Annotated in this window: 19 protein-coding genes; 7 read left to right on the top strand and 12 right to left on the bottom strand. The window is 70.0% G+C overall.

Translation table 11 applies throughout. The features are described 5' to 3' along the window. Nucleotides 1-30: 30 nt before the first annotated feature. The 9 genes from RM788_RS25055 to RM788_RS25015 form a co-directional block, all read right to left on the bottom strand. Entirely contained in the window at nt 31-1,164 is a 1,134-nt protein-coding gene (locus RM788_RS25055) for an N-acetylmuramoyl-L-alanine amidase (RefSeq protein WP_315934193.1), read from the bottom strand. Nucleotides 1,165-1,366: 202 nt separating this feature from the next. Next, nucleotides 1,367-1,696 carry a thioredoxin gene (trxA, locus tag RM788_RS25050; RefSeq protein ID WP_315934192.1) on the bottom strand — a complete coding sequence of 110 codons (330 nt, stop codon included), beginning with the start codon at nt 1,694-1,696 and terminating at the stop codon, nt 1,367-1,369. 48 nt (nt 1,697-1,744) lie between these two features. Beyond that, nucleotides 1,745-2,746, bottom strand: coding sequence for a thioredoxin-disulfide reductase (trxB, locus tag RM788_RS25045; RefSeq protein WP_315934191.1), 1,002 nt, complete (start codon nt 2,744-2,746; stop codon nt 1,745-1,747). 133 nt (nt 2,747-2,879) lie between these two features. Continuing rightward, nucleotides 2,880-3,653, bottom strand: a complete 774-nt coding sequence (locus tag RM788_RS25040) for an RsmA family anti-sigma factor (RefSeq protein ID WP_315934190.1) — start codon at nt 3,651-3,653, stop codon at nt 2,880-2,882. Further along, on the bottom strand, nt 3,650-4,267 hold the full coding sequence (sigM, locus tag RM788_RS25035; RefSeq protein ID WP_315934189.1) for an RNA polymerase sigma factor SigM: 618 nt from the start codon (nt 4,265-4,267) through the stop codon (nt 3,650-3,652). Before sigM ends, RM788_RS25040 begins: the two co-directional genes overlap by 4 nt. Nucleotides 4,268-4,455: 188 nt before the next feature. After that, nucleotides 4,456-6,000 (bottom strand): protein kinase family protein, encoded by a 1,545-nt coding sequence (locus RM788_RS25030; RefSeq protein ID WP_315934188.1) that lies wholly within the window; start codon nt 5,998-6,000, stop codon nt 4,456-4,458. 86 nt (nt 6,001-6,086) lie between these two features. After that, nucleotides 6,087-7,706: a murein biosynthesis integral membrane protein MurJ gene (gene murJ, locus RM788_RS25025; RefSeq protein ID WP_315934187.1), complete on the bottom strand. Its 1,620-nt coding sequence runs from the start codon at nt 7,704-7,706 to the stop codon at nt 6,087-6,089. A gap of 14 nt (nt 7,707-7,720) precedes the next feature. After that, nucleotides 7,721-10,006 carry a DUF6049 family protein gene (locus RM788_RS25020; RefSeq protein WP_315934186.1) on the bottom strand — a complete coding sequence of 762 codons (2,286 nt, stop codon included), beginning with the start codon at nt 10,004-10,006 and terminating at the stop codon, nt 7,721-7,723. Continuing rightward, nucleotides 10,003-10,542, bottom strand: coding sequence for an NUDIX hydrolase (locus tag RM788_RS25015; RefSeq protein WP_315934185.1), 540 nt, complete (start codon nt 10,540-10,542; stop codon nt 10,003-10,005). The genes RM788_RS25020 and RM788_RS25015 overlap by 4 nt, the downstream gene beginning before the upstream one ends. A 26-nt stretch (nt 10,543-10,568) precedes the next feature. Here RM788_RS25015 and RM788_RS25010 point away from each other — a divergent pair, with 26 nt between their 5' ends. Together RM788_RS25010 and RM788_RS25005 are read left to right on the top strand one after the other, a co-directional pair. Continuing rightward, on the top strand, nt 10,569-12,095 hold the full coding sequence (locus RM788_RS25010; RefSeq protein ID WP_399344715.1) for a CCA tRNA nucleotidyltransferase: 1,527 nt from the start codon (nt 10,569-10,571) through the stop codon (nt 12,093-12,095). Between the two features lie 110 nt (nt 12,096-12,205). Beyond that, nucleotides 12,206-12,466 (top strand): LuxR C-terminal-related transcriptional regulator, encoded by a 261-nt coding sequence (locus tag RM788_RS25005; protein WP_315934183.1) that lies wholly within the window; start codon nt 12,206-12,208, stop codon nt 12,464-12,466. Here RM788_RS25005 and RM788_RS25000 read toward each other — a convergent pair. After that, nucleotides 12,455-13,732 carry an MFS transporter gene (locus tag RM788_RS25000; protein WP_315934182.1) on the bottom strand — a complete coding sequence of 426 codons (1,278 nt, stop codon included), beginning with the start codon at nt 13,730-13,732 and terminating at the stop codon, nt 12,455-12,457. The genes RM788_RS25005 and RM788_RS25000 overlap by 12 nt on opposite strands. A gap of 393 nt (nt 13,733-14,125) precedes the next feature. On the opposite strand from RM788_RS25000, the gene RM788_RS24995 reads away from it, so the two are divergent. Then, nucleotides 14,126-14,698, top strand: a complete 573-nt coding sequence (locus tag RM788_RS24995) for a YqgE/AlgH family protein (RefSeq protein WP_315934181.1) — start codon at nt 14,126-14,128, stop codon at nt 14,696-14,698. A gap of 16 nt (nt 14,699-14,714) precedes the next feature. Here the strand turns inward: RM788_RS24995 and RM788_RS24990 are convergent, their stop codons facing one another. Continuing rightward, complete coding sequence (locus tag RM788_RS24990) at nt 14,715-15,119, bottom strand: SdpI family protein (protein ID WP_315934180.1); 405 nt, start codon at nt 15,117-15,119, stop codon at nt 14,715-14,717. 133 nt (nt 15,120-15,252) lie between these two features. Between RM788_RS24990 and RM788_RS24985 the strand changes: the two genes are divergently transcribed. Together RM788_RS24985 and leuS are read left to right on the top strand one after the other, a co-directional pair. Then, on the top strand, nt 15,253-15,843 hold the full coding sequence (locus RM788_RS24985; RefSeq protein WP_315934750.1) for a Uma2 family endonuclease: 591 nt from the start codon (nt 15,253-15,255) through the stop codon (nt 15,841-15,843). A 130-nt stretch (nt 15,844-15,973) separates the two neighbouring features. Further along, nucleotides 15,974-18,763 carry a leucine--tRNA ligase gene (leuS, locus tag RM788_RS24980; RefSeq protein WP_315934179.1) on the top strand — a complete coding sequence of 930 codons (2,790 nt, stop codon included), beginning with the start codon at nt 15,974-15,976 and terminating at the stop codon, nt 18,761-18,763. A gap of 38 nt (nt 18,764-18,801) precedes the next feature. Here the strand turns inward: leuS and RM788_RS24975 are convergent, their stop codons facing one another. Then, complete coding sequence (locus RM788_RS24975; protein ID WP_315934178.1) at nt 18,802-19,539, bottom strand: TetR/AcrR family transcriptional regulator; 738 nt, start codon at nt 19,537-19,539, stop codon at nt 18,802-18,804. Between the two features lie 127 nt (nt 19,540-19,666). Between RM788_RS24975 and RM788_RS24970 the strand changes: the two genes are divergently transcribed. After that, nucleotides 19,667-21,844, top strand: a complete 2,178-nt coding sequence (locus RM788_RS24970; RefSeq protein ID WP_315934177.1) for an MMPL family transporter — start codon at nt 19,667-19,669, stop codon at nt 21,842-21,844. Nucleotides 21,845-21,917: 73 nt separating this feature from the next. Further along, complete coding sequence (locus tag RM788_RS24965) at nt 21,918-22,433, top strand: VOC family protein (protein WP_315934176.1); 516 nt, start codon at nt 21,918-21,920, stop codon at nt 22,431-22,433. Nucleotide 22,434 lies beyond the last annotated feature (1 nt).

Genomic DNA, 22,434 nt, shown 5'->3' with positions numbered 1-22,434 from the left:
GATCACCGCGTCACAAGATGTGCCCAGGGGTCAAAACTTGGAGAGTTCGCGCTTCATGAGGTCGTCCATGGTGAACGTGCCGGTGGGCTGGTCGTCCTTGCCCAACAGGTACAGGCGCTTCACTGCGACCAGGATGCCCTCGGCGACGACGTCGCGGAAGGCGGGGTCGGCCAGCCGTCGTCGGTCCTGCTCGTTGGTCAGGTAGCCGACCTCGACGCGGACCGCCGTGCACCTGGTCATCCTCAGCACGTCCCACGACTTCGGGTGGGTGCCGCAGTCCGGCATGCCCGTCCTGGCCGTGATCTCGCGCTGGATGAAGCCGGCGAGCGCCTCGCCGACCGTGGAACTGGTGCCGTTGCCGGTGCCGTAGTGGAAGCTCGCCACGCCGGACGCCTTCGGCGAGGAGTTGCCGTCGGTGTGCAGGGAGAGGATCAGGTCCGCCCCCGCCTCGTTGGCGAACTTGGCCCGCTCGGCCTCGTCCGGGCAGTTGCCGGGACCCCTGGTGAGCAGGGCCTCCATGCCGGTGGCGGCCATCTTGCCCTCGAGCCTGCGGGCCAGGTCGAGCATGAGCCTGGCCTCGTTCAGGTGCTCGACGACGACACCGAGGTCGTCACCGCCGTGACCCGGATCGATGATGATCCGCTTCCCGGACAGCCTCGGACCGGCCTTGCGGACCCGTTCCTGCTCGCGCAGGAACACCGGGCGGCCGCCGCGGACCTTCGGCTGCAACTGGCGCAGCGCGCGGACCGTGTTCGGGCCGCACATGCCGTCGATCGTGAGGCCGTAGTCGCGCTGGAAGCTGCGCAACGCCTGTTCGGTCTGCTGACCGAACTCGCCGTTGGCCCGACCAGCGTCGTAGCCCATCTCCAGCAGGCGCTCCTGCAACGCGAAGACGTCGTCACCCGTCACCGGCTGGGCGATCAGGTACGCCAACGGCCGGTCGCCGAGGCGGAAGGTGGCATCGCGCAGCGCGCGGTAGGTGGCCGGGCCGACGATGCCATCGGTGATGAGGCCCCGCTGCTGCTGGAAGGCACGCACGGCGTGCTCGACGGAAAGGTCGAACACCGGTGATGCCTGCGGATCCGACAGCAGACCGATCTTGGTCAGTGTGGACCTGATGTCGGCAACGTCCGGACCGACATCCCCGCGGCGGAGTAGCAGCATGCACCCCTCGCTCGACTAGGGCGCCGACCGAGGTCGACGCTGACTTGAAGCCCCATTGTGCCCTGCTCCGCCAGTAGCTCCACGCAGGGCTACTCGCAGTGGCCGATCGACCACGTTGACGGACGGTCGTTCCACCGAACGGACGTGGCCCGTCCTTCTTGTCGGATGACGGACGGGCCACGTTATGCGTTGCAGGCCGATTTCAGCCAAGAACTCCGGAGAGGTCGTTCAGCAGCGCCGACTTGGGCTTCGCGCCGACGATCTGCTTCACGGGCTTGCCGCCCTGGAAGAGGATCAGCGTCGGCACCGACATGATCTGGTAGTCGCGGGCGATGCCGGGGTTGGCATCGATGTCGAGCTTCGCGACGGTGATCTTCTCGGCGTGCTCGGCCGCGATCTCCTCGAGGACCGGGGCGACCATCTTGCACGGGCCGCACCAGGTCGCCCAGAAGTCGACCAGTACCGGCTTCTCGCTGGACAGGACGTCGTCGGCAAAGCTCGTGTCGGTCACGACCACTGTGGCGCCAGCCATGTGACTACTCCCTAACTCGGGTCGAACTCAGTACGTGGGGAAGGACTGTCAGCTGGTGGTGACGGCCTCGGCGGCGGCGGCGTAAACGCCACCGACCTGTTCGGACGCCAGTGCCGCGTGCTCCTCGCCGTGCTCGGCGAGCCAGCGCTCGGCGTCGATCGCCGCGGCGCAGCCGGAGCCGGACGCGGTGATGGCCTGGCGGTAGGTGCGGTCGACCAGGTCGCCCGCGGCGAACACGCCGTCGACGTTCGTGTACGTGGTCGGAGCACTGGTCCGCACGTACCCGTCGTCGTCGACGTCGACCTGACCGCGCACCAGTTCGCTGCGCGGGTCGTGGCCGATCGCCATGAAGACACCCGTGAAGGGCTTCTCCGAGGTCTCACCGGTGACCGTGTCGGCCACCTTGACGCCGCTGACGGTGCCCTCGCCCAGCACTTCGAGGACCTCGGTGTTCAGCAGCCACTTGATCTTGTCGTTCGCGCGGGCGCGGTCCAGCATGATCCGCGAGGAGCGGAACTCCTCACGGCGGTGGATGATCGTCACCGACCTCGCGAACTTGGTCAGGAACGTCGCCTCCTCCATGGCCGAGTCACCGCCGCCGACGACGGCGATGTCCTGGTCGCGGAAGAAGAAGCCGTCGCAGGTCGCGCACGCCGACACACCGCGGCCGAGCAGCTCCTGCTCGCCCGGCACGTGGAGGTAGCGGGCAGCCGCGCCCATCGCCAGCACGACGGCCTTCGCCGCGTACCGGACGCCGTTCGCGGTCACGTGCTTGACGTCACCGGACAGCTCGACGGAGTCGACGTCCTCGGAGCGCAGCTCGGCGCCGAAGCGCTTCGCCTGCTCCCGCATCTGGTCCATGAGCTCGGGGCCCATGATGCCGTCGCGGAAACCGGGGTAGTTCTCGACCTCGGTCGTCGTCATCAGGGCGCCGCCGTACTGGCCGCCCTCGAACACCAGTGGTTCGAGCTGGGCCCGTGCCGCGTACACCGCCGCGGTGTACCCGGCGGGCCCGGATCCCACGATGATCAGGTTCCGAACGTCCGACACCCTCGACCTCCGATTAAGTCGTCGCGTGGGGCCGGGAAGACATCCCGGCCGCGCACTCTGCTTCAACGCGATCGTAGGGGTCCGGAATTCCGCGCCCCCGAGGTGAGGTTCGCTACCAGGGAACCGCGCGGTTCTACGGCACCACCGGCGAGTCGGCCAGCACGCCGTTGGGGTTGTCGGGACCACAGGTCTTCGGGTCGAGCACCACGATGCGGAACGCGCCGGGCTTCGGACCGCCGCCGGGCAGGATCGCCATCACGGCCGCCCGGTCGTCCAGCTGGATCGGGCTCACGCCGAGCGGCTTCGAGGCGGGGATGTTGCCGCCCTTGAGGCACCCGACGAGCGTCTCCTGGTTCTCCAGCGGCCCGTAGTTCTGGGCCTTCAGCACGTCGCCGACGATCGGGCCGAAGTTCTGGCCCGTCACCGCCAGCGGCGGCACCGCGGTCGGTGCGGCCTGGCCGGGGGCGGGTGTGCTCCGAGCGGGCGGCGGAGCCGCGTCGTTCGTCGTCTCGCCGCCACCGCCCGGAATGACCACCAGGGCCACCCCGACCGCCGCGGCGGCCGCCACGAGCACGCTGGCGCCCCAGCCGAGCCTCTTGTTCTTGCGCTGCCGGGCGTCGTTCAGGCTGACGACCGGTGGCCGCGCCCCCCGCGCCTCGGCGGCGATGGCCGCGTCGATCCGCTCCGCCACGTCGCGCGGCATCGGGATCGGCGGCAACGACGACAGGTCGGCCAGGGTGGCGTCGAGCGCCTCCAGCACCGCCAGCGCGTCGGGGTCGGACTCGACCCGCGGCCGCAGCGCGGCCTCGGTCTCGGCGTCCAGCACACCGGCGTGCAAATCGGCCAGCAGATCCACGGACCACGGCGGATCGATCGGCGTCCCCTGACGCCCATCACTGCCGCTCATCGTGCCTCCCGCTGACGTTGCTGCTTCACGTTCACACCGTCATCTGGGACGTTCGCATCTGCACTTCGGTTCCGGAGGTGCCCCAGACTTTTGGCCAGCTTGGCCCGTCCGCGAGCACACCTGCTCTTCACCGTGCCTTCGGCGATGCCCAGCATCCGGGCGGTTTCCGCCACCGAGTAGCCCTCGACGTCGACCAGGACGATCGGCGCGCGCTGCTCTTCGGGCAACTCCGCGAGGGCCGCCGCCACCACGAGCTTCGTCTCCCGCTCGGCCATCTGGTCGCGCGGCGCCACGGGTTCGCCGGGGCCCGCTTCCGGTAACGGCACGGTGGGCCGGGTCTGTCTGCGTCTCATCCGGTCGAGGCACGCGTTGACCACGATCCGGTGCAGCCACGTCGTCACCTGCGACTCGGCCCGGAACGAGCCCGCCGCGCGGAACGCCGAGATGAACGCCTCCTGGAGGGCGTCCGCTGCTTCTTCCGGGTCGCGCAGCGTGCGCAGCGCCACCGCCCACAGCCGGTCCCGGTGGCGTCTCACGAGTTCCGGGAATGCGTCCGGGTCACCCGCGGCATGCGCCGTGATGAGATCTGCGTCCGTACTGGCTGCGGCCGTCACCCGATGAGGGTATCTGTGTCATGGCCGCTGCTCCGCAGACGGCGGCGAAGCCGCCAGGGAGTCGGCAGTTCGGCCCCGATTTTTCGACGCCGGGGACTCCGTCTCCGACGCCGAAAAATCGGGGCCGACCTACCGACGCGGCTTCGCGGGCTGGTCGGCAGAGGGCATCGCTGCTACTGCTCGGCTGCCTACTGCGCGCGGGTGTAGACCAGTTCCCCGATCTCGCTCTTGTTGTCCTTGCCGGTGCCCGCCAGCTTGGTGATCCACACCAGCACGTGCTGGGTCGCGTCGTGGTCGTTGAGTTGGATCTGCGTCTGCCCCGCGGAGAGCGTGGCGGTCGCGATGACCTTGGTCTCCTCGATGGGCGAGTCCTCGGCCGCGGCGATCCGGATCTCCACGACCGTGCCCGCGCTCTTGGACGTGATGGTCACCGAGGCCAGCTTCAGCGGCTCGGCGAACGACGCCATCAGGCCGATGCCCGGCTTGAGCGCCGGGAACGGCTGGAAGTAGCTGTCGGTGTTCCACGCGGTGTCGGCGTTGTTGTCGACGGCCTGGTTGGCGCGGTTGGCGTTGTCCGGGTTGTTCGTCACGTCGTAGACGCCGACCCCGCCCGGCGCGATCGGCCCGGCGGGCACGGGGGCCGCGGGCGTCTCGGTCTGGCCCGGTGACGCGGACTGGCCGACCACCACGGTCGGGCCGGTGTTGTGGACGGGCTCGTCGCTGAAGAAGCCGACGATCTGGAACCCGAGCCACGCGATCACCGCGATCGTCGCGACGGCCAGCAGCGCGACGCTGACCATCAGCTTGCGCTTGTGGCCCCGGCCGCTCAGCGGCTTCTGCGTGGTCCACACCACGCGGTCGCTGTCGTCTCCATCCGTGATCGGGGGGATCAGCGCGGTCTGCGCCTCCTCCTGCGCGATCTGGTCCAGCACCTGGAGGATCGCCGCGCTGGTGCGGATTCCGCCCACGCTGGTGTCCTCGAGGCTGCGGACCGCGACCGACGACAGCTCGTGCGGCACGTACGGCTGCAACGTGCTGGGAGCCAGGACCGCGCCGTCCGGACCGGTCGGCGCCACCGGGACGCCCGAGGGGCCGCCGGGCAACGCCCACTTGCCGGTGAGCAGCAGGTAGAGGATCGCGCCGAGGCCCTTGACGTCGTCGCGGGCGATGGCCTCCGGCCGGGCGCCGGGGAACGCGAGCCGCAACCGGCCGTCCGGGGTGACCCGGATGCGCTGCGGGTGGTCCGCGCCCAGCACGAGACCGGCGTGGTGCGCGCCCTCGATGGCGGCGCCCAGCGGTTCGAGCAGCCTGGTCGCCGCACCCGCGGGCAGCGGGCCCTCGGTGATCAGGTCCATCAGGTCGGTGCCCTGGGTCCACTCCGCGACGACGACGCCGAGCACCCCCTCCTCCATGCGGAGGCCGGAGCCGGGCGTCAGCACGTCGATCACCCTGGAGACACCGGGGTGGGTGAAGCTCGACGCGTGCATCGCGCGTTCGGTGGTCCGCCGCGCCCTGGCGACGGCCTGGATGTCGGAGAGGTCGCCGACCAGGATGGTCAGCGCCACGTCGCGGTTGAGCTGCCCGTCCCTGGCGCGCCACAGCTGCGCGGCGCCGCGGTCGTCGGCTCCCGACTGCGTGAGCAGCCGGTAGCGGCCGTCACCGAGCACCCCGCCGGGTACCAGCGAGGCGTTGTTCGCACCGGGGTTGTTCCCCAGTTTCGGCCCGCTACTCACGCGACCTTCCCCTGTCCGCGATCCCCCCAAGGCGTGTCCCTCAAGTGTCGTGACCGAGGGTACGGGACCGAACTAGCACTCCGTGGTCATCGGCGCCGCACCAGACGGATGATCTTGTCGACTGCCGGCTTCATCTCGGGTACCCGGAACGCCGCGAGCAAACCAAAACTGAGGGGCAATCCGACGACGGTCTGCGAGATGATCTCCACCCAAGCGCCGATCCGCTCGGATTCGACGCCGAACGCCTTGTTCACCAGCATCGAGACACCGACGGCGACGGTGACGCCGATCGCCGAGGCGACCACGGTCAGGCACACCGTCCACAGTGTGAAACCGGTGCGCAGCCTGCCGAGCCGGATGCGCAGCCAGATCTGGCCGACGATCGCGCCGACGACGAAGCTCAGCGACATCGCGATCGACACGCCGACGGCCAGCTTCTCCGGCGGCGAGATCGCCAGGAACGCGTACAGCAGCCCGATCCGGAACACCACGATGATCGCCTGGATCAGCGTCGGCGTGCGGGCGTCCTTCATGGCGTAGAAGACCCGCAGCTGGAGCAGCGTGACCGCGTAGGGCACGAGGCCGAACGCCGACAGCGCGAGCGCCATGCCGATCCGGGTGCCGCCGGGGATGCCGGACGCGCCGAGCGAGAACACGCCGATGCCGATCGCCAGGCCCGCGACGGTCAGCATCGCGCTGAACGGCATGAGCATGATCGCCGACATCCGGTTGCCGAACGACAGGTCGCCGACGAGCCCGTCGGTGTCCTTCGCGGCCGCGGCCCGGCTCATCTTCGGCATCAGCGCGGTCAGCAGCGAGACGCCGAGGACGCCGTAGGGCATCTGCGAGACCAGCCACTGGTAGTTGTAGGCGACCAGCGCGCCCTCGCCGTTGAGCGCGACCCTGGTCAGCACGAACATGCTCACCAGGCCGAGGCCGACGTAGAGCAGCACCCAGAAGCCGAGCGCGCCGAAGTCGGCGAGCCGCCGGTCCCAGCCCCAGCGCCACTTGAACTTGAAGCCGGTGCGCTTCATCGCGGGCACCATGACCAGCGCCTGGAGCGCGACACCGGCCATCGTCCCCAGACCGAGGACGAGGAGCTTCGGGCTGCCCATCTCGACCGGGTTCAGCGAGATCCTGCCGGGCAGCATCCAGTAGATCCCCAGCGTGATGATGACGACCACGTTGTTCAGCACGGGCGCCCACGTCGGCAGGCCGAACACGCCCTTGGTGTTCAGGATCGCGCCGATCAGCGCCGACATGCCGTAGAAGACGATGCCCGGCAGCACCAGGTAGGCGAACGCCGTGACCAGCGCCGGGTTGGCGTCCTCGGAACCGCTGGTCAGCGCCGAGGTCAGCAGCGGGGCGCAGGCGATTGCGACGACCGTGCCGACGCCGAGCAGGACCGCCGACATCGTGACGAGCCACTGCGCGTACGACTCGCCGCCGTCCGGGTCCTCCTTCTCGGCCCGGACCAGCAGCGGGATCGCGACGCTCGTCAGCACACCGCCGAGCAGCAGCTCGTTGATCATCGTGGGCAGCGTGGTGGCCGCCTGGTAGGAGTCGTTGAGGACGTCCGAACCGATGATCGCGATCAGCATCAGCTTGGACAGCAGCCCCGAGACCCGGCTGACGATCGTGGCGATCGCCATCGACCCGCTGGCCTTCGCGACCGACGGGCCGGTGGACACCGGTTCGATTACCACTGTTGCAGTGTCGCTCAACTCGTACTCGACTTCTCTGGTGTGACGCTGCTGGCGTCTTCGGGTACCTCGACAGCGGGCCGGCGTGACGCCCTGACGCGCCGGTAGATCCTCCTGGCGGACAGGAGCACCAGCGCGGCCGCGGCCGTGGCGGTGATGACGATCGTGATCGTGCCGTAGGCGGAGGAGGAGACCTCCAGGCGGACGGTCTCCCCCAGTTCGACCCCGTTCGGGGTCGTGAGGAGAACGTTCACGCTGAACCGGCCGGAGCGCAAGACCTCCACGGGGACGCGCACGAGGCGGTCGCCCCGCGCGGGCAGCACCAGGTCGCCCAACTGCTTGGCCTTGATGCCCGGTTTGTCCTCGATGACGATCCGGACGTTGATCCGCACGTCGAGCTTGTTCTTGATGGTCACCGGCACGGGGCTGTCGCCGGAGCCGAGCAGGATCGGGCTGTTCGGCTCGATCACCATGACCTGGCCCTGGAGCTTCCCGATCTCCTCCTGGCCGATCGCGATCGACCCGAGCGCGGCGGCGTCGTTGCCGCGCCACGCGCCGGACACACCGCGCAGCAGCTCCAGCCGCAGCGGGTCGACCAGGTCCGCGGGCTGCGAGGCGCCGCTGTCCTCCTGGCTCATCGACTCGAACATCGCCTGGAGCGTCGCCCAGGACGCGCCGACACCGGCCGTGACCGCGGGCGGGACTTCCTTCGCCCCCGCCTCGACGGGGTACGCGAGCGTGCCCACCTGGTCCGGCACGGTCGCGCCCGACACCAGGGTGTCCAGCCCGACCGGCGCCAGGTAGCCGCCGCCGACCAGCGTCTTCACCGTCTCCAGGAACACCTGCATCTCGCCGACCGGGGCGTTCCACCTGCGCGGCGGGGAGACGACGACGTTCTGGCCGTTGCCCTGGAAACCCGCGCGGAACGTGAGCGCGGCGAGGGCGTTCTGCACCGACACCGGCTTGGTCTCGGTCGGCGTGCTCACGCCGGAGAACCCGCCGGAGCCGTCCGTCCCGCCGCGCAGCGCGTCGGAGACCAGCGAGTCGATCCGCACCGCGGTGACCGGGGCGGCGTCCGCCTCCTGCAAGCGCACCGGCTGCGTGCCGGGCGCGTCGGCGACACCGGACTGGTCGAGCACGACCGACCGCACGCCCTGGGCCGTGAGGTCGGCCATCGTCTGCTTGTCCAGCAGGCCGTCCTCGGGCCACACGACACCGGGCAGCGCCTGGACCTGGCCGAGCACGTCCTGGACGACCTCGGCGCCCACGACGGCGAGCTTGCCCAGGTCGACGAGCTTCGCCCGCGACAGCGCGACCAGGTCGGCGTCCGCGTACGGCACGGCCATGACGCACCGGCCCGCGGTCAGCCTGCTGATCTGGTCGAGCCAGAGCTTCGCCTCGTTCTGGCCGCGGCCGGGCCCGACGTCGCGGACCCGGTAGCCCTTGCTCATCGCCTCCACGGTCCGCAGCAGGTCGGGATCGACCGCCACGCACACCGACGACGCGAGACCGTTGGCCACGGCGAAGTCGTACGCCTTGAGGAGGCTGTGCAGCCTGCCGCCGAGCGACAGGGACTGCGCCAGGTCGTCGTCGGTCAGCACGGCCTCGCCGGGCGGACCGGAGGTGACCAGCCGGGGGCGGTCGACCAGCGGCCACAGCACGGTCACCTTCGCCGGGTTCGGCGGCGGGGGCACGGTGCCGCCACCGGGCACCGAGAGCACCGGCAGCAGCGTGCTCAGCGCGGCCAGCCGTGCGCGGCCGCCGAAGTCCGGCTTGCCGTTCACGTTGGCCAGGATCGGGTAGATGCCCGGTTCGGTGATCTGCAACGACGTGGGGCCGTCGCCGCTCAGCGGGACGTCGAGGCTGAACGGCGCGCTCTGCCCGGCCTCCAGCGACTCGCTGATCGGCGTGAACGCCGGCTGCACCAGCTCGGACTGGACGGGTTCGCGCAGCGCGCCCTTCACGGCCTCCTCGTTGGTCAGCGGATCCCCGCGTTCGAGTCGGAGGTCGATCTCGGTGATCTTGCGGTCGCCGACGTTGAAGATCTTCCCGGTGACCTTCACCGAGTTCGGCATCCCCCCGGTGACCGCGCGGGGGACCAGCTGGTCCACCTCCATGCGCAGCCACACCGGCGACTGGCTGCCGGGCTGCGACAACTGGCGGGTCGCCCACACCTGGGTCGCGGGCGCGGGCTTGACGGGCAGTCGGCCACCGTCGGCCGGCGCGGCCAGCGCGGGTGCCGCGGCGGCACCCGAGATGACCAGCAAACCGGCCGCCGCGAGAGCGGACAGCAGCCTCTTCACGCCGACTCCGCCCCGTCCGTGTTCAGCACGCCCGTCGGACCGGGGGTTTCGGCGAGCAGTTCTGCGGCTCGGCGGACCAGACGGCGCTCATCCGCGTAGGCGAGCCTGCCGTCCAATTCGCCAAGGGGCACCCACGCCACCTCGGTGACCTCCACGTCCTCATCGGAAAGCTCTCCGCCCAACGCCTCGAGAAGGAAGTGGTGAACGGTCTTGTGAACTCGGCGGTCCTCGGCGACGAACCAGTAATCGATCGCTCCGAGCGGCCGCAACACCCTGCTATGGATACCGGTCTCCTCGGCGACTTCCCGCACCGCGGTCTGCTCGGCGGTCTCACCAGGCTCGATGTGCCCCTTGGGCAGCGACCAGAGCAGGCGACCACGCCGATCAAGACGACCGATCACCGCAGCATTCCGGTGGCCGGCGTCCAGCACCAGACCACCAGCCGAGGTTTCATCGACAGTTTTGAGCCTGCGGCCCCGGCGTCTGTTCCGGCGCCCCGGCTTGGTACCGCCGGAACGACCGGACGACGGGGGCATGGTGCCGATGGTAGTGGCGAGGTGACATGACAGGACGTTGCCCGGCAAATGCGCTGAGTGATCAACTCCGAGTGCCTATACCCTGGCTCCCCGTGCCCCGACCGCTCGTGAACGACAACGCGCCCACCACCCAGGACAATGCGGTGGTGGAACTGCTCAAGGTGCCCAAGGCAGTGGACGAACTGGCCGAGCGGTTCGCCGCGGCCGGACACCGGCTGTACCTGGTCGGGGGCACTGTCCGGGACGCCGTGCTCGACCGGCGGACCACCGATTTCGACTTCACCACGGACGCGCGGCCCCCGCGGGTGCAGGCGCTGCTCAAGGGGTGGGCGGACGCGATCTGGGACACCGGCATCGCGTTCGGCACCCTCGGCGCGACCAAGCACGGCGACACCGTGGAGATCACCACCTTCCGGGCCGACAGCTACGACGGCGTCACCCGCAACCCCGAGGTCACCTTCGGCGACTCGATCGAGGGCGACCTCGTGCGCCGCGACTTCACCGTCAACGCGATGGCGTTCGAGGTGAAGTCGCGCACGTTCGTGGACCCGACCGGCGGCATGGCGGCGGTGGCGGCGAAGGTGCTCGACACGCCCGCCACGCCCGAGGAGTCCTTCGCCGACGACCCGCTGCGGATGCTGCGCGCGGCCCGGTTCGTGTCCCAGCTGGGCTTCACCCCGGCACCGCGCGTGGTCGAGGCCATGACCGCGATGGCCGCCCAGCTCGCCCGGATAACGCCCGAACGCGTGCAGGCCGAGCTGTCGAAGCTGCTGTGCGGCGCGTACCCGCGACTGGGCCTGGAGCTGGTGGTGAGGACCGGGCTGGCCGACCTCGTGCTGCCCGAGCTGACCGCGATGAAGCTCGAGATCGACGAGCACCACCAGCACAAGGACGTCTACGAGCACTCGCTCGTGGTGCTGGAGCAGGCCATCGACCTGGAGGACCCGGAGCTGTCCCCCGACCTCGTGCTGCGGCTGGCGGCGCTGCTGCACGACATCGGCAAGCCGGACACGCGCCGGTTCGAGGACGGCGGCGGGGTGTCGTTCCACCACCACGAGGTGGTCGGCGCGAAGATGGTGCGCAAGCGTTTGCGGGCGTTGCGGTACTCGAAGGAGATCACCGAGGACGTCGCCCAGCTCGTGTACCTCCACCTGCGGTTCCACGGCTACGGCAAGGGCGAGTGGACCGATTCGGCGGTGCGCCGGTACGTGACCGACGCCGAGCACCTGCTGACCCGGCTGCACAAGCTCGTGCGCGCCGACTGCACGACCCGCAACAAGCGCAAGGCGAGCTCGTTGCAGCGGACCTACGACGAGCTGGAGGAGCGCATCGCCCGGATCGGCGCCGAGGAGGACCTCAAGCGCGTCCGGCCCGACCTCGACGGCAACGAGATCATGCGCCTGCTCGGCCTGCCCCCCGGCCCGTTCGTCGGCAAGGCGTGGAAGTTCCTCAAGGAGCTGAGGCTCGACCGCGGGCCCCTCGACCACGACGAGGCCATCGCCGAGCTGTACGCCTGGGCGCGTTCCGAGGGCGTGGAACCGCCCGTCGAATGACCGGTTCGTGACCCTGCGTGTTGAGACGGGTCCACCGCGTTAGCGATATGACAGCGAGTTGCGGGACCATGACCCAGTGCGCATCCGTCGCGCACTGGGGGTGGAGTCCGATGAACACATGGGGGCTGTCCGCGGACAGCGGTGTCCCGACCGAGGAGGCCTCGGCGCTGAACGAGCAGCAGCGCTCCGTGCTGCGCTGCCTGGCGCGGGGGCTGGCCGACCACGAGATAGCGAGGGTGCTCGCGATCACCCAGCAGCAGGTCGCGGCGGAGGTGGTCGCCATCCTCCGGGCGCTCGACCTGCGCGACCGGATGGCCGCCGTGGTGTTCGCCCACGAGACCGGCATCATCCGGCTGCCGCTACCGCGGTGACCGCCTCAGCATCAGCAGGTACCCGCCGAGTCCCACGAGGTAGAGCGCGGTAGCGGCGACGATCAGGGCGGGTGAGCGGCCGTCGATCGGCACGACGGCGGCCGCCACCGACACGGCGGCCACCTGCGTCACGTTGAACAGCGTGTCGTAGAGCGCGAACACCCGGCCGCGCACCTCGTCGCCGATCTCGCCCTGCACCGCCGCGTCCACGCACAGCTTCACGACCTGGCCCGCGAACGTCAGCACGAACGACCCGGCCAGGATCGTCGGCAGCAGCATCGGCAGCCCGAGGCCCAGCTGCGCGGCGGCGGCCAGCACCAGCGCCGCCGACACGGCGAGCTTGCGCCCCAGCACGTCCACGACCCGGTCCGTGATGATCCCGGCGACCAGGATGCCCGCCCCGCCCGCGACCGCGATCTGCCCGAGCCCGGCGATGCCGGTGTCGACGCTGTAGCGCATCAGCAGGAGCGTGAGCAGCAACGAGATGCCGAACGCCGCCCGGTGCGCCAGCAGAGCGACCAGCACGCCGGTGACGCTGGGCGTCCGCCACGCCGCCTTCGCGCCGTCCAGCAGGCCCATCGCGACGGCGGTGATCGTGCGGTTGGGCTCGACGACCTCGTCCGGGCCGAGGACGCCCGGTTTGAAGCGGCTGGCCATGAACGCGGCCAGCAGCGAGCCGACGATCGCCACGCAGGTCGTTCGCGCCGATCCGCCGTCGCCCTCGCCGAGGATCGTGCGGAAGGCCACGGCGGACCCGGCGCCCAGCACGGCGGTGAGGGCGCCGAGGGTGGTGGCGAAGGCGTTGGCCTCGACGAGGTGGTCTTCCTCGACGACGTGCGGCAGGGACGCGGAGAGCCCCGACCCGACGAACCGGCTGATGCCGGTGACCATCAGGGCGGCGGCGTAGAGGGGCACGTCGGACATGCCCGCGCCGACGGCGACGGCGGTCAGGACGATGAACACGCAGCGGGTCAGGTTCGCGATCACCAGCACCCGACGGCGGTCCCACCGGTCCAGGAGAGCGCCCGCGAACGGGCCGACGATCGAGTACGGCAGCAGCAGGACCGCGAACCCGGCGGCGACCGCGGCCGGATCGGCGTGGCGCTCGGGGTTGAACAGGACCGCACCCGCGAGACCGGCCTGGAACAGGCCGTCACCCCACTGCGAGGCCAGCCTGCTGATCAGCAGCCTGCGGAAACCGGGAACGGCGAGCAGGCGGCGAACGCCCAGGTGGTGCCTCGCCGCGGCACTGCCGACCGTCGTCACGCCGCCACCCTACGTCCGGACCACCCCACCGACCCCGCGCGAGTCGAACCCCCAGACACCCCGTGTCGAACCCCCAGACACCCCGTGTCGAACACTCAGACACTCCGAGTCGAACCTCGGGACACCCCGAGTCGAACGTTCGGCGGCCCGGCCGGGACCCCCGGACACGACAAAGGCCGAACCCGGAGGTCCGGCCTAGTCGATCGGATGCCCAGGTCGCCTCTCGGCGTGGTGCACAACCCGGCTCCGGCCGAACCGGTATTCCGAGAAGGCAGTGGAGTGGGCCCGGGGGACTCGAAGGCATCCAACGAGTCCTCCAACGACCGAAGGGGCGCGAATGTTCCGCGAAAGGTGTGACACACATCGCGGGGGTTCGGGTGAAATCATGTGCTGGTGCGCCCTGATGCAGAAGTCGAACCTGGTTCCCTGCTCGTGGCGGCGCCGACGCTCACGGACTCGAACTTCCAGCGGACCGTCGTCTACCTGATCGACCACCGCGGCGAGGGGACGCTGGGGGTGGTGTTGAACCGGCCCAGCGAGGTGGCGGTGCACGACGTGCTGCCCGCTTGGGGTCCGCACGTGACGCGCCCGCAGGCCGTCTACATCGGTGGACCGGTGGAGCAGAAGACCGCGTTGTGCCTGGCAGCGCTGCGGACCGGCGAGGACCTGTCCACTTTGGAGGGTGTGGTCGGCGTGCGCGGGCCGGTGGCGCTGCTCGACCTGGACGCCGATCCGGAGGTGCTCGTCGCGAAGGTCCGGGGCATGCGGGTGTTCGCGGGCTACGCGGGCTGGGGGTCGCGGCAGCTGGCCGGTGAGATCGACCGCGGCGACTGGATCGTGGTCCCCGGTCTGCCGGACGACGTCCTGACGCCGTCCGATGTCGACCTGTGGGGGCGGGTGCTGCGCCGTCAGGGCATGCCGACGGCACTGCTGGCGACCTATCCCGCCGACGTCCACCAGAACTGATGTTTCACGTGAAACATCAGGCCCGCGAGAACGTGCTGCACCCTCCACCGGCGCACGCGCACCCACCGCAGCCCTTCGGGGCCTCCGGCTCGGGCATCGCCTCGGCGGCGCGGTGCCCGACGGCGGTGCCCGCGATGGTGATCGCGACGGCCCCGACGACACCGACCAGGCCGACGGTCAGGGCGGCGTCCGGGTTGACGGCGGCGGCGGTGCCCGCGCCGACCGCGACGATCGCGGCGACGACGTTCGGCAGACCGGCGACCCGGTTGGCGAGCTGGAACGCCTCGTCGTCGCGCATCGCCGGAGCGGTGCGGACGCCGACGTAGCGGTTGCGCGGCAACTTCCCGCTCAACCCGAGGTAGCCGATCAACCCGAGGAAGACGCCGATCGAACCGAGCACCACAGGCAGCACGATGTTCACGCCTTCGAGGGTAGGTGGGCGGTCCACCCGAGTTGCAATCCCCCCGATCAGGTGTGGCGCAAACCATTCGGGTGGTGCGGGCCCATGTCACACTCAAGGAGCGGGATCAGGGGTCGATACCGGTGAGGTGGTGATGGTCATGAGCAGCACAGCGCGTCGTCTCGAGGGCTACACCCTGGCCGACTGGGAAAGCCTCGAACCGCATGAAGGACGTCGAATTGAGCTCGTCAACGGGCGGTTCCGCGTGAACGCCGCACCGGCGGTCCCCCATCAGCGCATCGCAGATCGCTTGCAGACCTTGCTCGACGACGCGGTCGCCCCGGCGGGTCTGGAGGCGTACTCGGCGATCGGCGTTCGCGTCGGGCAGAGCGGCTACATCCCGGACCTCACGATCTGCGTTCCCTCGGAAGGAACCAGCACGTCGTCCGATGACGTCGAGATGGTCGTCGAGGTGTTGTCACCCTCCACCGCGAACAGCGACCGGCTGGAGAAGCCCGCCGCCTACGCCGCCGCTGGAATTCCGGTGTACTGGATCGTGGAGGCTCCGAAAGGCGGTACCCCGGTCGTGCGCTGCTACGTCCTCAGCGGCGACACCTACGCCGAGGCAGGGGTGGCGAGCAGCGGGAATCCCGCCGAACTGGCCGTCACGCGGGACATCTCGGTGAAGGTCGACGTCGATGTCCTTTTCGCCCGCCGTGGTCAACCGGGTACCGTAAGGCCATGAGCAAGGCCTGCCTGCTCCTTGTCCAGCCGCGCTGACCGACTTGCCGGTCGGCGCGGCCACCCCTCATGCCACTGAAGGCTGAGGGGTTTCGTCGTGTCAGGGGCAGGAAATCGATGGAGAGGGACGTTCGATGAGCACGGACGCGGCCGCGGAAACCCCGGCCTTCCGCTACACGGCCGAACTGGCAGGCCGGATCGAGAAGCGCTGGCAGCAGTACTGGGAGGACAACGGCACGTTCCACGCGCCGAACCCGGTCGGCCCGCTGTCCACCGGTGAGCCGGTGCCCGCGGACAAGCTGTTCGTGCAGGACATGTTCCCGTACCCGTCGGGCGCGGGGCTGCACGTCGGCCACCCGCTGGGCTTCATCGGCACGGACGTCTTCGCCCGGTACCACCGGATGAACGGCCGCAACGTGCTGCACACGATGGGCTTCGACGCGTTCGGCCTGCCCGCGGAGCAGTACGCGGTGCAGACCGGCCAGCACCCGCGCAAGACCACCGAGGACAACATGGCCACCTACCTGCGGCAGATCCGCAGGCTGGGGCTGGGGCACGACGAGCGGCGCCGGATCTCCACGATCGACGTCGAGTACTACAAGTGGACGCAGTGGATCTTCCTGCAGATCTTCAACTCCTGGTACGACGCCGACGCGGGCAAGGCGCGGCCGATCGCCGAGCTGGAAGCCCAGTTCGCCGACGGGACCCGGCCCACGCCGGACGGTCGTCCGTGGGCGAGCCAGACGAGCGCCGAGCAGCGCAAGGTGCTGAACGAGCACCGCCTGGCGTACCTGTCCGAGGCGCCGGTGAACTGGTGCCCCGGCCTGGGAACGGTGCTGGCCAACGAGGAGGTCACCGCCGACGGTCGCAGCGAGCGCGGCAACTTCCCCGTGTTCCGCCGCAACCTGCGCCAGTGGATGATGCGGATCACCGCGTACTCCGACCGGCTGATCGACGACCTGGACCGGCTGGACTGGCCGGAGAAGGTCAAGGCCATGCAGCGCAACTGGATCGGGCGCAGCAACGGCGCCCGCGTGCGCTTCCCGGTCGGCGCCAACGAGATCGAGGTCTTCACGACCCGTCCCGACACGCTGTTCGGCGCGACGTACATGGTGCTGGCGCCGGAACACGCGCTGGTGGACGTGATCGCGGCTCCCGAGCGGGCCGCGGACATCGCCGCGTACCGGCGGGCCGCGTCCCTGAAGTCCGAACTGGACCGCCAGGAGAACAAGGAGAAGACCGGCGTCTTCACCGGCGCGTACGCCAAGAACCCGGTCAACGGCACCGAGATCCCGGTCTACATCGCCGACTACGTGCTGATGGGCTACGGCACCGGCGCGATCATGGCGGTGCCCGGCCAGGACCAGCGCGACTGGGACTTCGCGACCGCGTACGACCTGCCGGTGATCCGGACCGTTCAGCCGTCCGAGGGCTTCGAGGGCGAGGCGTTCACCGGCGACGGGCCCGCGATCAACAGCAGCTTCCTGGACGGCATGGCCATCCAGGAGGCCAAGTCCACGATGATCACCTGGCTGGAGGAGAACGACCACGGCCGCGGCACCGTCCAGTACAAGCTGCGCGACTGGCTGTTCTCCCGCCAGCGGTACTGGGGCGAGCCGTTCCCCATCGTCTACGACGAGGACGGCACGCCGATCCCGCTGCCCGACTCCATGCTGCCGGTCGAGTTGCCCGAGGTGGACGACTACTCGCCGCGCACCTTCGAGCCGGACGACGCGAACAGCGAGCCGTCGCCGCCGCTGTCCCGCGCGACCGACTGGACCGAGGTCGAGCTGGACCTGGGCGAGGGCCTGAAGAAGTACCGCCGCGACTTCAACACCATGCCCAACTGGGCGGGGTCGTGCTGGTACCAGCTGCGCTACGTCGACCCGACCGAGTCCGAGCGGTTCGTCAACGCCGAGAACGAGCAGTACTGGCTGGGCCCGCGCACCGCGGAGCACGGCGCGAACGACCCCGGCGGCGTCGACCTGTACATCGGCGGCGTCGAGCACGCGGTGCTGCACCTGCTGTACTCCCGCTTCTGGCAGAAGGTGCTGTTCGACCTGGGCCAGGTGTCCGGCGACGAGCCGTACCGCAAGCTGTTCAACCAGGGCTACATCCAGGCGTACGCGTTCCAGGACAAGCGCGAGACGTACGTGCCCGCCGACGAGGTCGTGGAGGAGAACGGGAAGTTCTTCTTCAACGGCGAAGAGGTCAAGCGCGAGTACGGCAAGATGGGCAAGAGCCTGAAGAACGTCGTCACGCCGGACGAGATGTGCGAGAACTACGGCGCGGACACGTTCCGGATGTACGAGATGTCGATGGGCCCGATGGACGTGTCCCGCCCGTGGGCGACCAAGGACGTCGTCGGCGCGCAGCGGTTCCTGCAGAGGCTGTGGCGCAACCTGGTCGACGAGAACACCGGTGAGCTGCGGGTCGTCGAGGACGCCGCGCCCGAGGAATCCCTGCGGGCGCTGCACAAGACGATCGCGGGCGTGCACGACGACTTCGTGAACCTGCGCTACAACACGGCGGGCGCGAAGCTGATCGAGCTGAACAACCACGTCACCAAGGCGTACAGCGCGACCGGCACGCCGAGGGTGCTGGCCGAGGCGATGGTGCAGATGCTGGCGCCGCTGAGCCCGCACATCTCCGAGGAGCTGTGGGCCAAGCTGGGCCACGAGGGGTCGCTGGCGCACGGGCCGTTCCCGAAGGCCGACGAGAAGTACCTGGTCGAGGACTCGGTGGAGTACCCGATCCAGGTCAACGGCAAGGTCAAGGCGCGGATCACGGTGTCCGCGACGGCCGGTCAGGACGAGGTCAAGGCCGCGGCGCTGGCCGAGGAGAAGATCGCCGAGCTGGTCGCGGGCGGGACGCCGCGCAAGGTGATCGTCGTGCCCGGCCGACTGGTGAACATCGTGCTGTAGAGCCGGGGGCGCGGGGTGTCCACGGGCACCCCGCGCCGTCACTCCTCGATGCCCATGGAGACGAGGAGGCTCGCGAGCATCGCGTCGAACATCGGCTCCGGGTCGGACACGGCCACCGGGAAGTGCCCGAACACCTCCAGCGCCACGTGCCCGTAGAGCCGCACCCACGACTGGAGGATCTGGAAGAGCGTGCCCAGGCGCAGCGATTCCTCGTCCACCTCCACGCCGCGCGCGGTCACCGTGCCGATCATCCCCTGCCGGAACGCCCGCAGGTCGGCGTGCAGCACCTCCGGCGGTTCGGGCAACTCCTCGCCGCGCGGGTGCTCGTGCTTGACGATCAGCCTGCCCGCGACCTCCAGGAACACCTTCCCGAACTGGTCGCCGACCTTCAGCCGGTCGGGCCCGACCGTCCCGATGACGTTCTCGGGTGACGCGAAGACCAGCGAGAACTCCTGCGGGTGGGCCAGCGCCCAGCGCCGGAAGCCCCGGCAGACCGCGTAGACCTCCTCGTGCCCGCCGCCCTCGCCGAACGGGGCGAGCGCCGCGTACAGCTCCGCCTCCAAGTCCTGGCAGATGTCGTCGCACAGGCGGCGCAGCAGGTCCTCGCGCGAGTCGTAGTAGCGGTACAGCGCCGGGGCGGTGATGCCGACCTCCCGAGCGATGGCACGCAGCGTCACGGCCTCACGTCCGTGGTCCACGAGCAGGGCACGAGCCTGCCGCCGGATATCACGCTCGGTTTCCGCACGGAGCCGTTCACGGTGCGTGGTCTGGGACATATGTTCACCCCATCGGGTTGTTCACGCCTGTGTTGCCGGCATACCGTCAGGCAAGTTCGGTGAACGGTGTTTACCAAGCCGACGCCGTTCGCGGAACCGTAACGCCATTCAGCCTAGGAGGACGACCTTGTTCGCGAAGTGGGGCTCGCTGGCCTATCACCGCCGTTGGGTGGTGTTGATCGCGATCGTGCTGCTGTCCGTCGGTGGCGGCATCTGGGGGCTGGGCGTCTTCGACAAGCTGAGCCAGGGCGGCTACGACGCGCCGGGCAGCGAGGCGGCGCGGGCCAACCAGGTCGCGCAGGACGCGTTCGGCCGCCAGGGCGGTGACGTCATCGTCATCTACACGGCCCCGCAGGGCACCACCGTCGACTCCCCCGAGTTCGCCGCGAAGATCACCGCGCAGCTCGACGGGCTGCCCGGCGACGCGGTCAAGCAGGTCGCCTCCTACTGGAACACGCGGCTGCCGACGTTCGCCAACGCCGACAAGAGCAAGGCGCTGGCCGCGATCACCCTCCAGGCCGGCGACTCGAACGCGCAGATCAAGCAGTTCCAGCAGATCTCCGACAAGCTCGCCGTGGACGGCGTCGAGTCGCTGGTCGGCGGCCTCACGCCCACCCAGAAGGCGATCAACGACATCACCGCGTCGGACCTCACCAAGGCCGAAGCCGTGTCGCTGCCCATCGTGCTGCTCCTGCTGATCGTCATCTTCGGCGGTCTCATCGCGGCCTCGCTGCCGGTGCTCGTCGGCGGCCTCTCGATCATGGGCTCGCTCGGCGTGCTGCACGCCGTGTCGCTCGGCGCCGACGTGAACTCGTTCGCCGTCAACGTCGCCAGCCTGCTCGGCCTCGGCATGGCCATCGACTACGGCCTCTTCATGGTCGGCCGGTTCCGCGAGGAGCTCGCCGCGGGCCGCAGCGTGGAGGACGCCGTGCGCCGCACGGTCACCTCGGCGGGCCGGACCGTGGCGTTCTCCTCGACGATCCTGGTCATCGCCCTCGCCGGTCTGCTGCTGTTCCCGCAGGGCTTCCTCAAGTCGCTGAGCTACGGCGGCATGTCGGCCGTGGCCATCGCCGCGGTCGTCTCGCTCACCCTGCTGCCCGCGCTGCTCGGCGTCCTCGGCCACCGCGTCGACAAGTTCGCGATGCCGTGGCGCAAGCGCGCCGCGAAGGGCGAGGAGGGGCTCGGCTGGGCTCGGCTCGGCAGGCGGGTCATGAAGCGCCCGGTGCTGTTCGCGGTGCCGATCATCGGTGTCCTGCTCGCACTCGGCGCGCCGTTCCTCGGCGTGAAGTTCGGCGCGGTCACCGAGAAGGTCCTGCCGGAGGGCAACTCCTCGCGGGTCGCCGCCGAGACGATCAACTCCGACTTCTCGGCGCTGTCGGCCAACGGCCTCAAGATCGTGATTTCCGGCGACCCCGACCCCGCCGCCGTCCAGTCCTACCTCGCGAAGGTCTCCGACGTGTCCGGCGTCGACACCGCGCAGGCCACCTCGGAGCCGAAGAACGGCGTGTGGGTCGCCGCCGCGGGCCTCGACGGCGGTGACGCGCACTCCGACCAGGCCAAGCAGGCGCTCAAGGACGTGCGCGCGCTGGACGTGCCGAGCGGCTCGGAGGTGCTGGTCGGCGGTCCGACCGCGCTGGTGTCCGACAGCCTGGACGCCATCGCGGCCAACCTGCCGTGGATGGTCCTGCTGCTGGTCGGCGCGACGTTCGTGCTGATGTTCCTGGCGTTCGGCTCGGTCGTGCTGCCGCTCAAGGCGATCGTGATGAGCGCGCTGAGCCTGTCGGCGACCTTCGGCGTGCTGGTCTGGATCTTCCAGGACGGCCATGGCGCCTCGCTGCTCGGCGTAACGCCGTCGCCGCTGGAGTCGGGCATCGTCGTGCTGATGGCGGCCATCGTGTTCGGCCTGTCGACGGACTACGAGATCTTCCTGCTGTCCCGCATGGTCGAGGCCCGCAACAGGGGCGCGAGCAGCGAGGACGCCGTCGCGACCGGGCTGGCCAAGACCGGGCGCGTGATCACCGCCGCCGCGCTGCTGCTGAGCGTCGTGATCGGCGCGTTCGCGTTCTCACAGATCACGATCATGCGGTTCGTCGGCGTCGGCATGATCCTGGCGCTGGTGCTGGACGCGACGGTCGTCCGGATGCTGCTCGTGCCCGCCGTGCTCAAGCTCCTCGGCAACGCGGCGTGGTGGGCTCCCGGCCCGTTGCGCCGGATCCAGGAGCGGATGGCCATCCACGAGGGCGGCGACGTGGGCGACGAGGACGAACCCGCGGCTCGGGAGCGCACCCCGGAGTCGGTGCACTAGGTCTCACCCCGTTGAATCCTCAACCACCAGGAAGTACCTTGATGGTTGAGGATTCAACTATAGGGAGCCCGTCATGCCGATCCAGCGCCTGAACCACGCCGTGCTGTACGTCCGGGACGTCACGAAGGCGGTGGCGTTCTACGGCGACGTGCTCGGCTTCAAGATCGTCATGGAGATGCCCGGCCAGGCCGCGTTCCTCCAGGCCGCCGGATCGACCAACGACCACGACCTCGGCCTCTTCGCCATGGGCGCCCAGGCGGCCGACTCCCCCGCGGGCAGCTCCGCGGTCGGCCTCTACCACCTCGCGTGGGAGGTCGACACGCTCGGCGAGCTGCGCGCCATCCGCGCCAGGCTCGTGCAGCACGGCGCCCTCGTCGGCGAGTCCGACCACGGCACCACCAAGGCGCTCTACGCCCGCGACGTCGACGGCATCGAGTTCGAGGTCTGCTGGCTGGTGCCCGCCGACCGGTTGACCGACCAGCTGCGCGCCGACAAGGCCGCCAGGCCGCTCGACCTGGACGCCGAGGTCGACTCCTACGGCGCCGACCTGCGCGGCGGCATCGGGGTGTCGGTGCCCGCGCTGGGCTGAC

Origin of the sequence: Umezawaea sp. Da 62-37 (genome assembly GCF_032460545.1) — a bacterium.
Lineage (GTDB): Bacteria > Actinomycetota > Actinomycetes > Mycobacteriales > Pseudonocardiaceae > Umezawaea.
This window is presented reverse-complemented; position numbering and strand designations above follow the sequence as displayed.

Bases quoted from the DNA above. Each gene is read 5' to 3' on its own strand.
- RM788_RS25055 (WP_315934193.1), bottom strand. From the start codon at position 1,164: ATGCTGCTACTCCGCCGCGGGGATGTCGGTCCGGACGTTGCCGACATC.
- trxA (WP_315934192.1), bottom strand. From the start codon at position 1,696: ATGGCTGGCGCCACAGTGGTCGTGACCGACACGAGCTTTGCCGACGAC.
- RM788_RS25040 (WP_315934190.1), bottom strand. From the start codon at position 3,653: ATGAGCGGCAGTGATGGGCGTCAGGGGACGCCGATCGATCCGCCGTGG.
- RM788_RS25015 (WP_315934185.1), bottom strand. From the start codon at position 10,542: ATGCCCCCGTCGTCCGGTCGTTCCGGCGGTACCAAGCCGGGGCGCCGG.
- RM788_RS25010 (WP_399344715.1), top strand. From the start codon at position 10,569: ATGACAGGACGTTGCCCGGCAAATGCGCTGAGTGATCAACTCCGAGTG.
- RM788_RS25005 (WP_315934183.1), top strand. From the start codon at position 12,206: ATGAACACATGGGGGCTGTCCGCGGACAGCGGTGTCCCGACCGAGGAG.
- RM788_RS24985 (WP_315934750.1), top strand. From the start codon at position 15,253: ATGGTCATGAGCAGCACAGCGCGTCGTCTCGAGGGCTACACCCTGGCC.
- leuS (WP_315934179.1), top strand. From the start codon at position 15,974: ATGAGCACGGACGCGGCCGCGGAAACCCCGGCCTTCCGCTACACGGCC.
- RM788_RS24975 (WP_315934178.1), bottom strand. From the start codon at position 19,539: ATGTCCCAGACCACGCACCGTGAACGGCTCCGTGCGGAAACCGAGCGT.
- RM788_RS24965 (WP_315934176.1), top strand. From the start codon at position 21,918: ATGCCGATCCAGCGCCTGAACCACGCCGTGCTGTACGTCCGGGACGTC.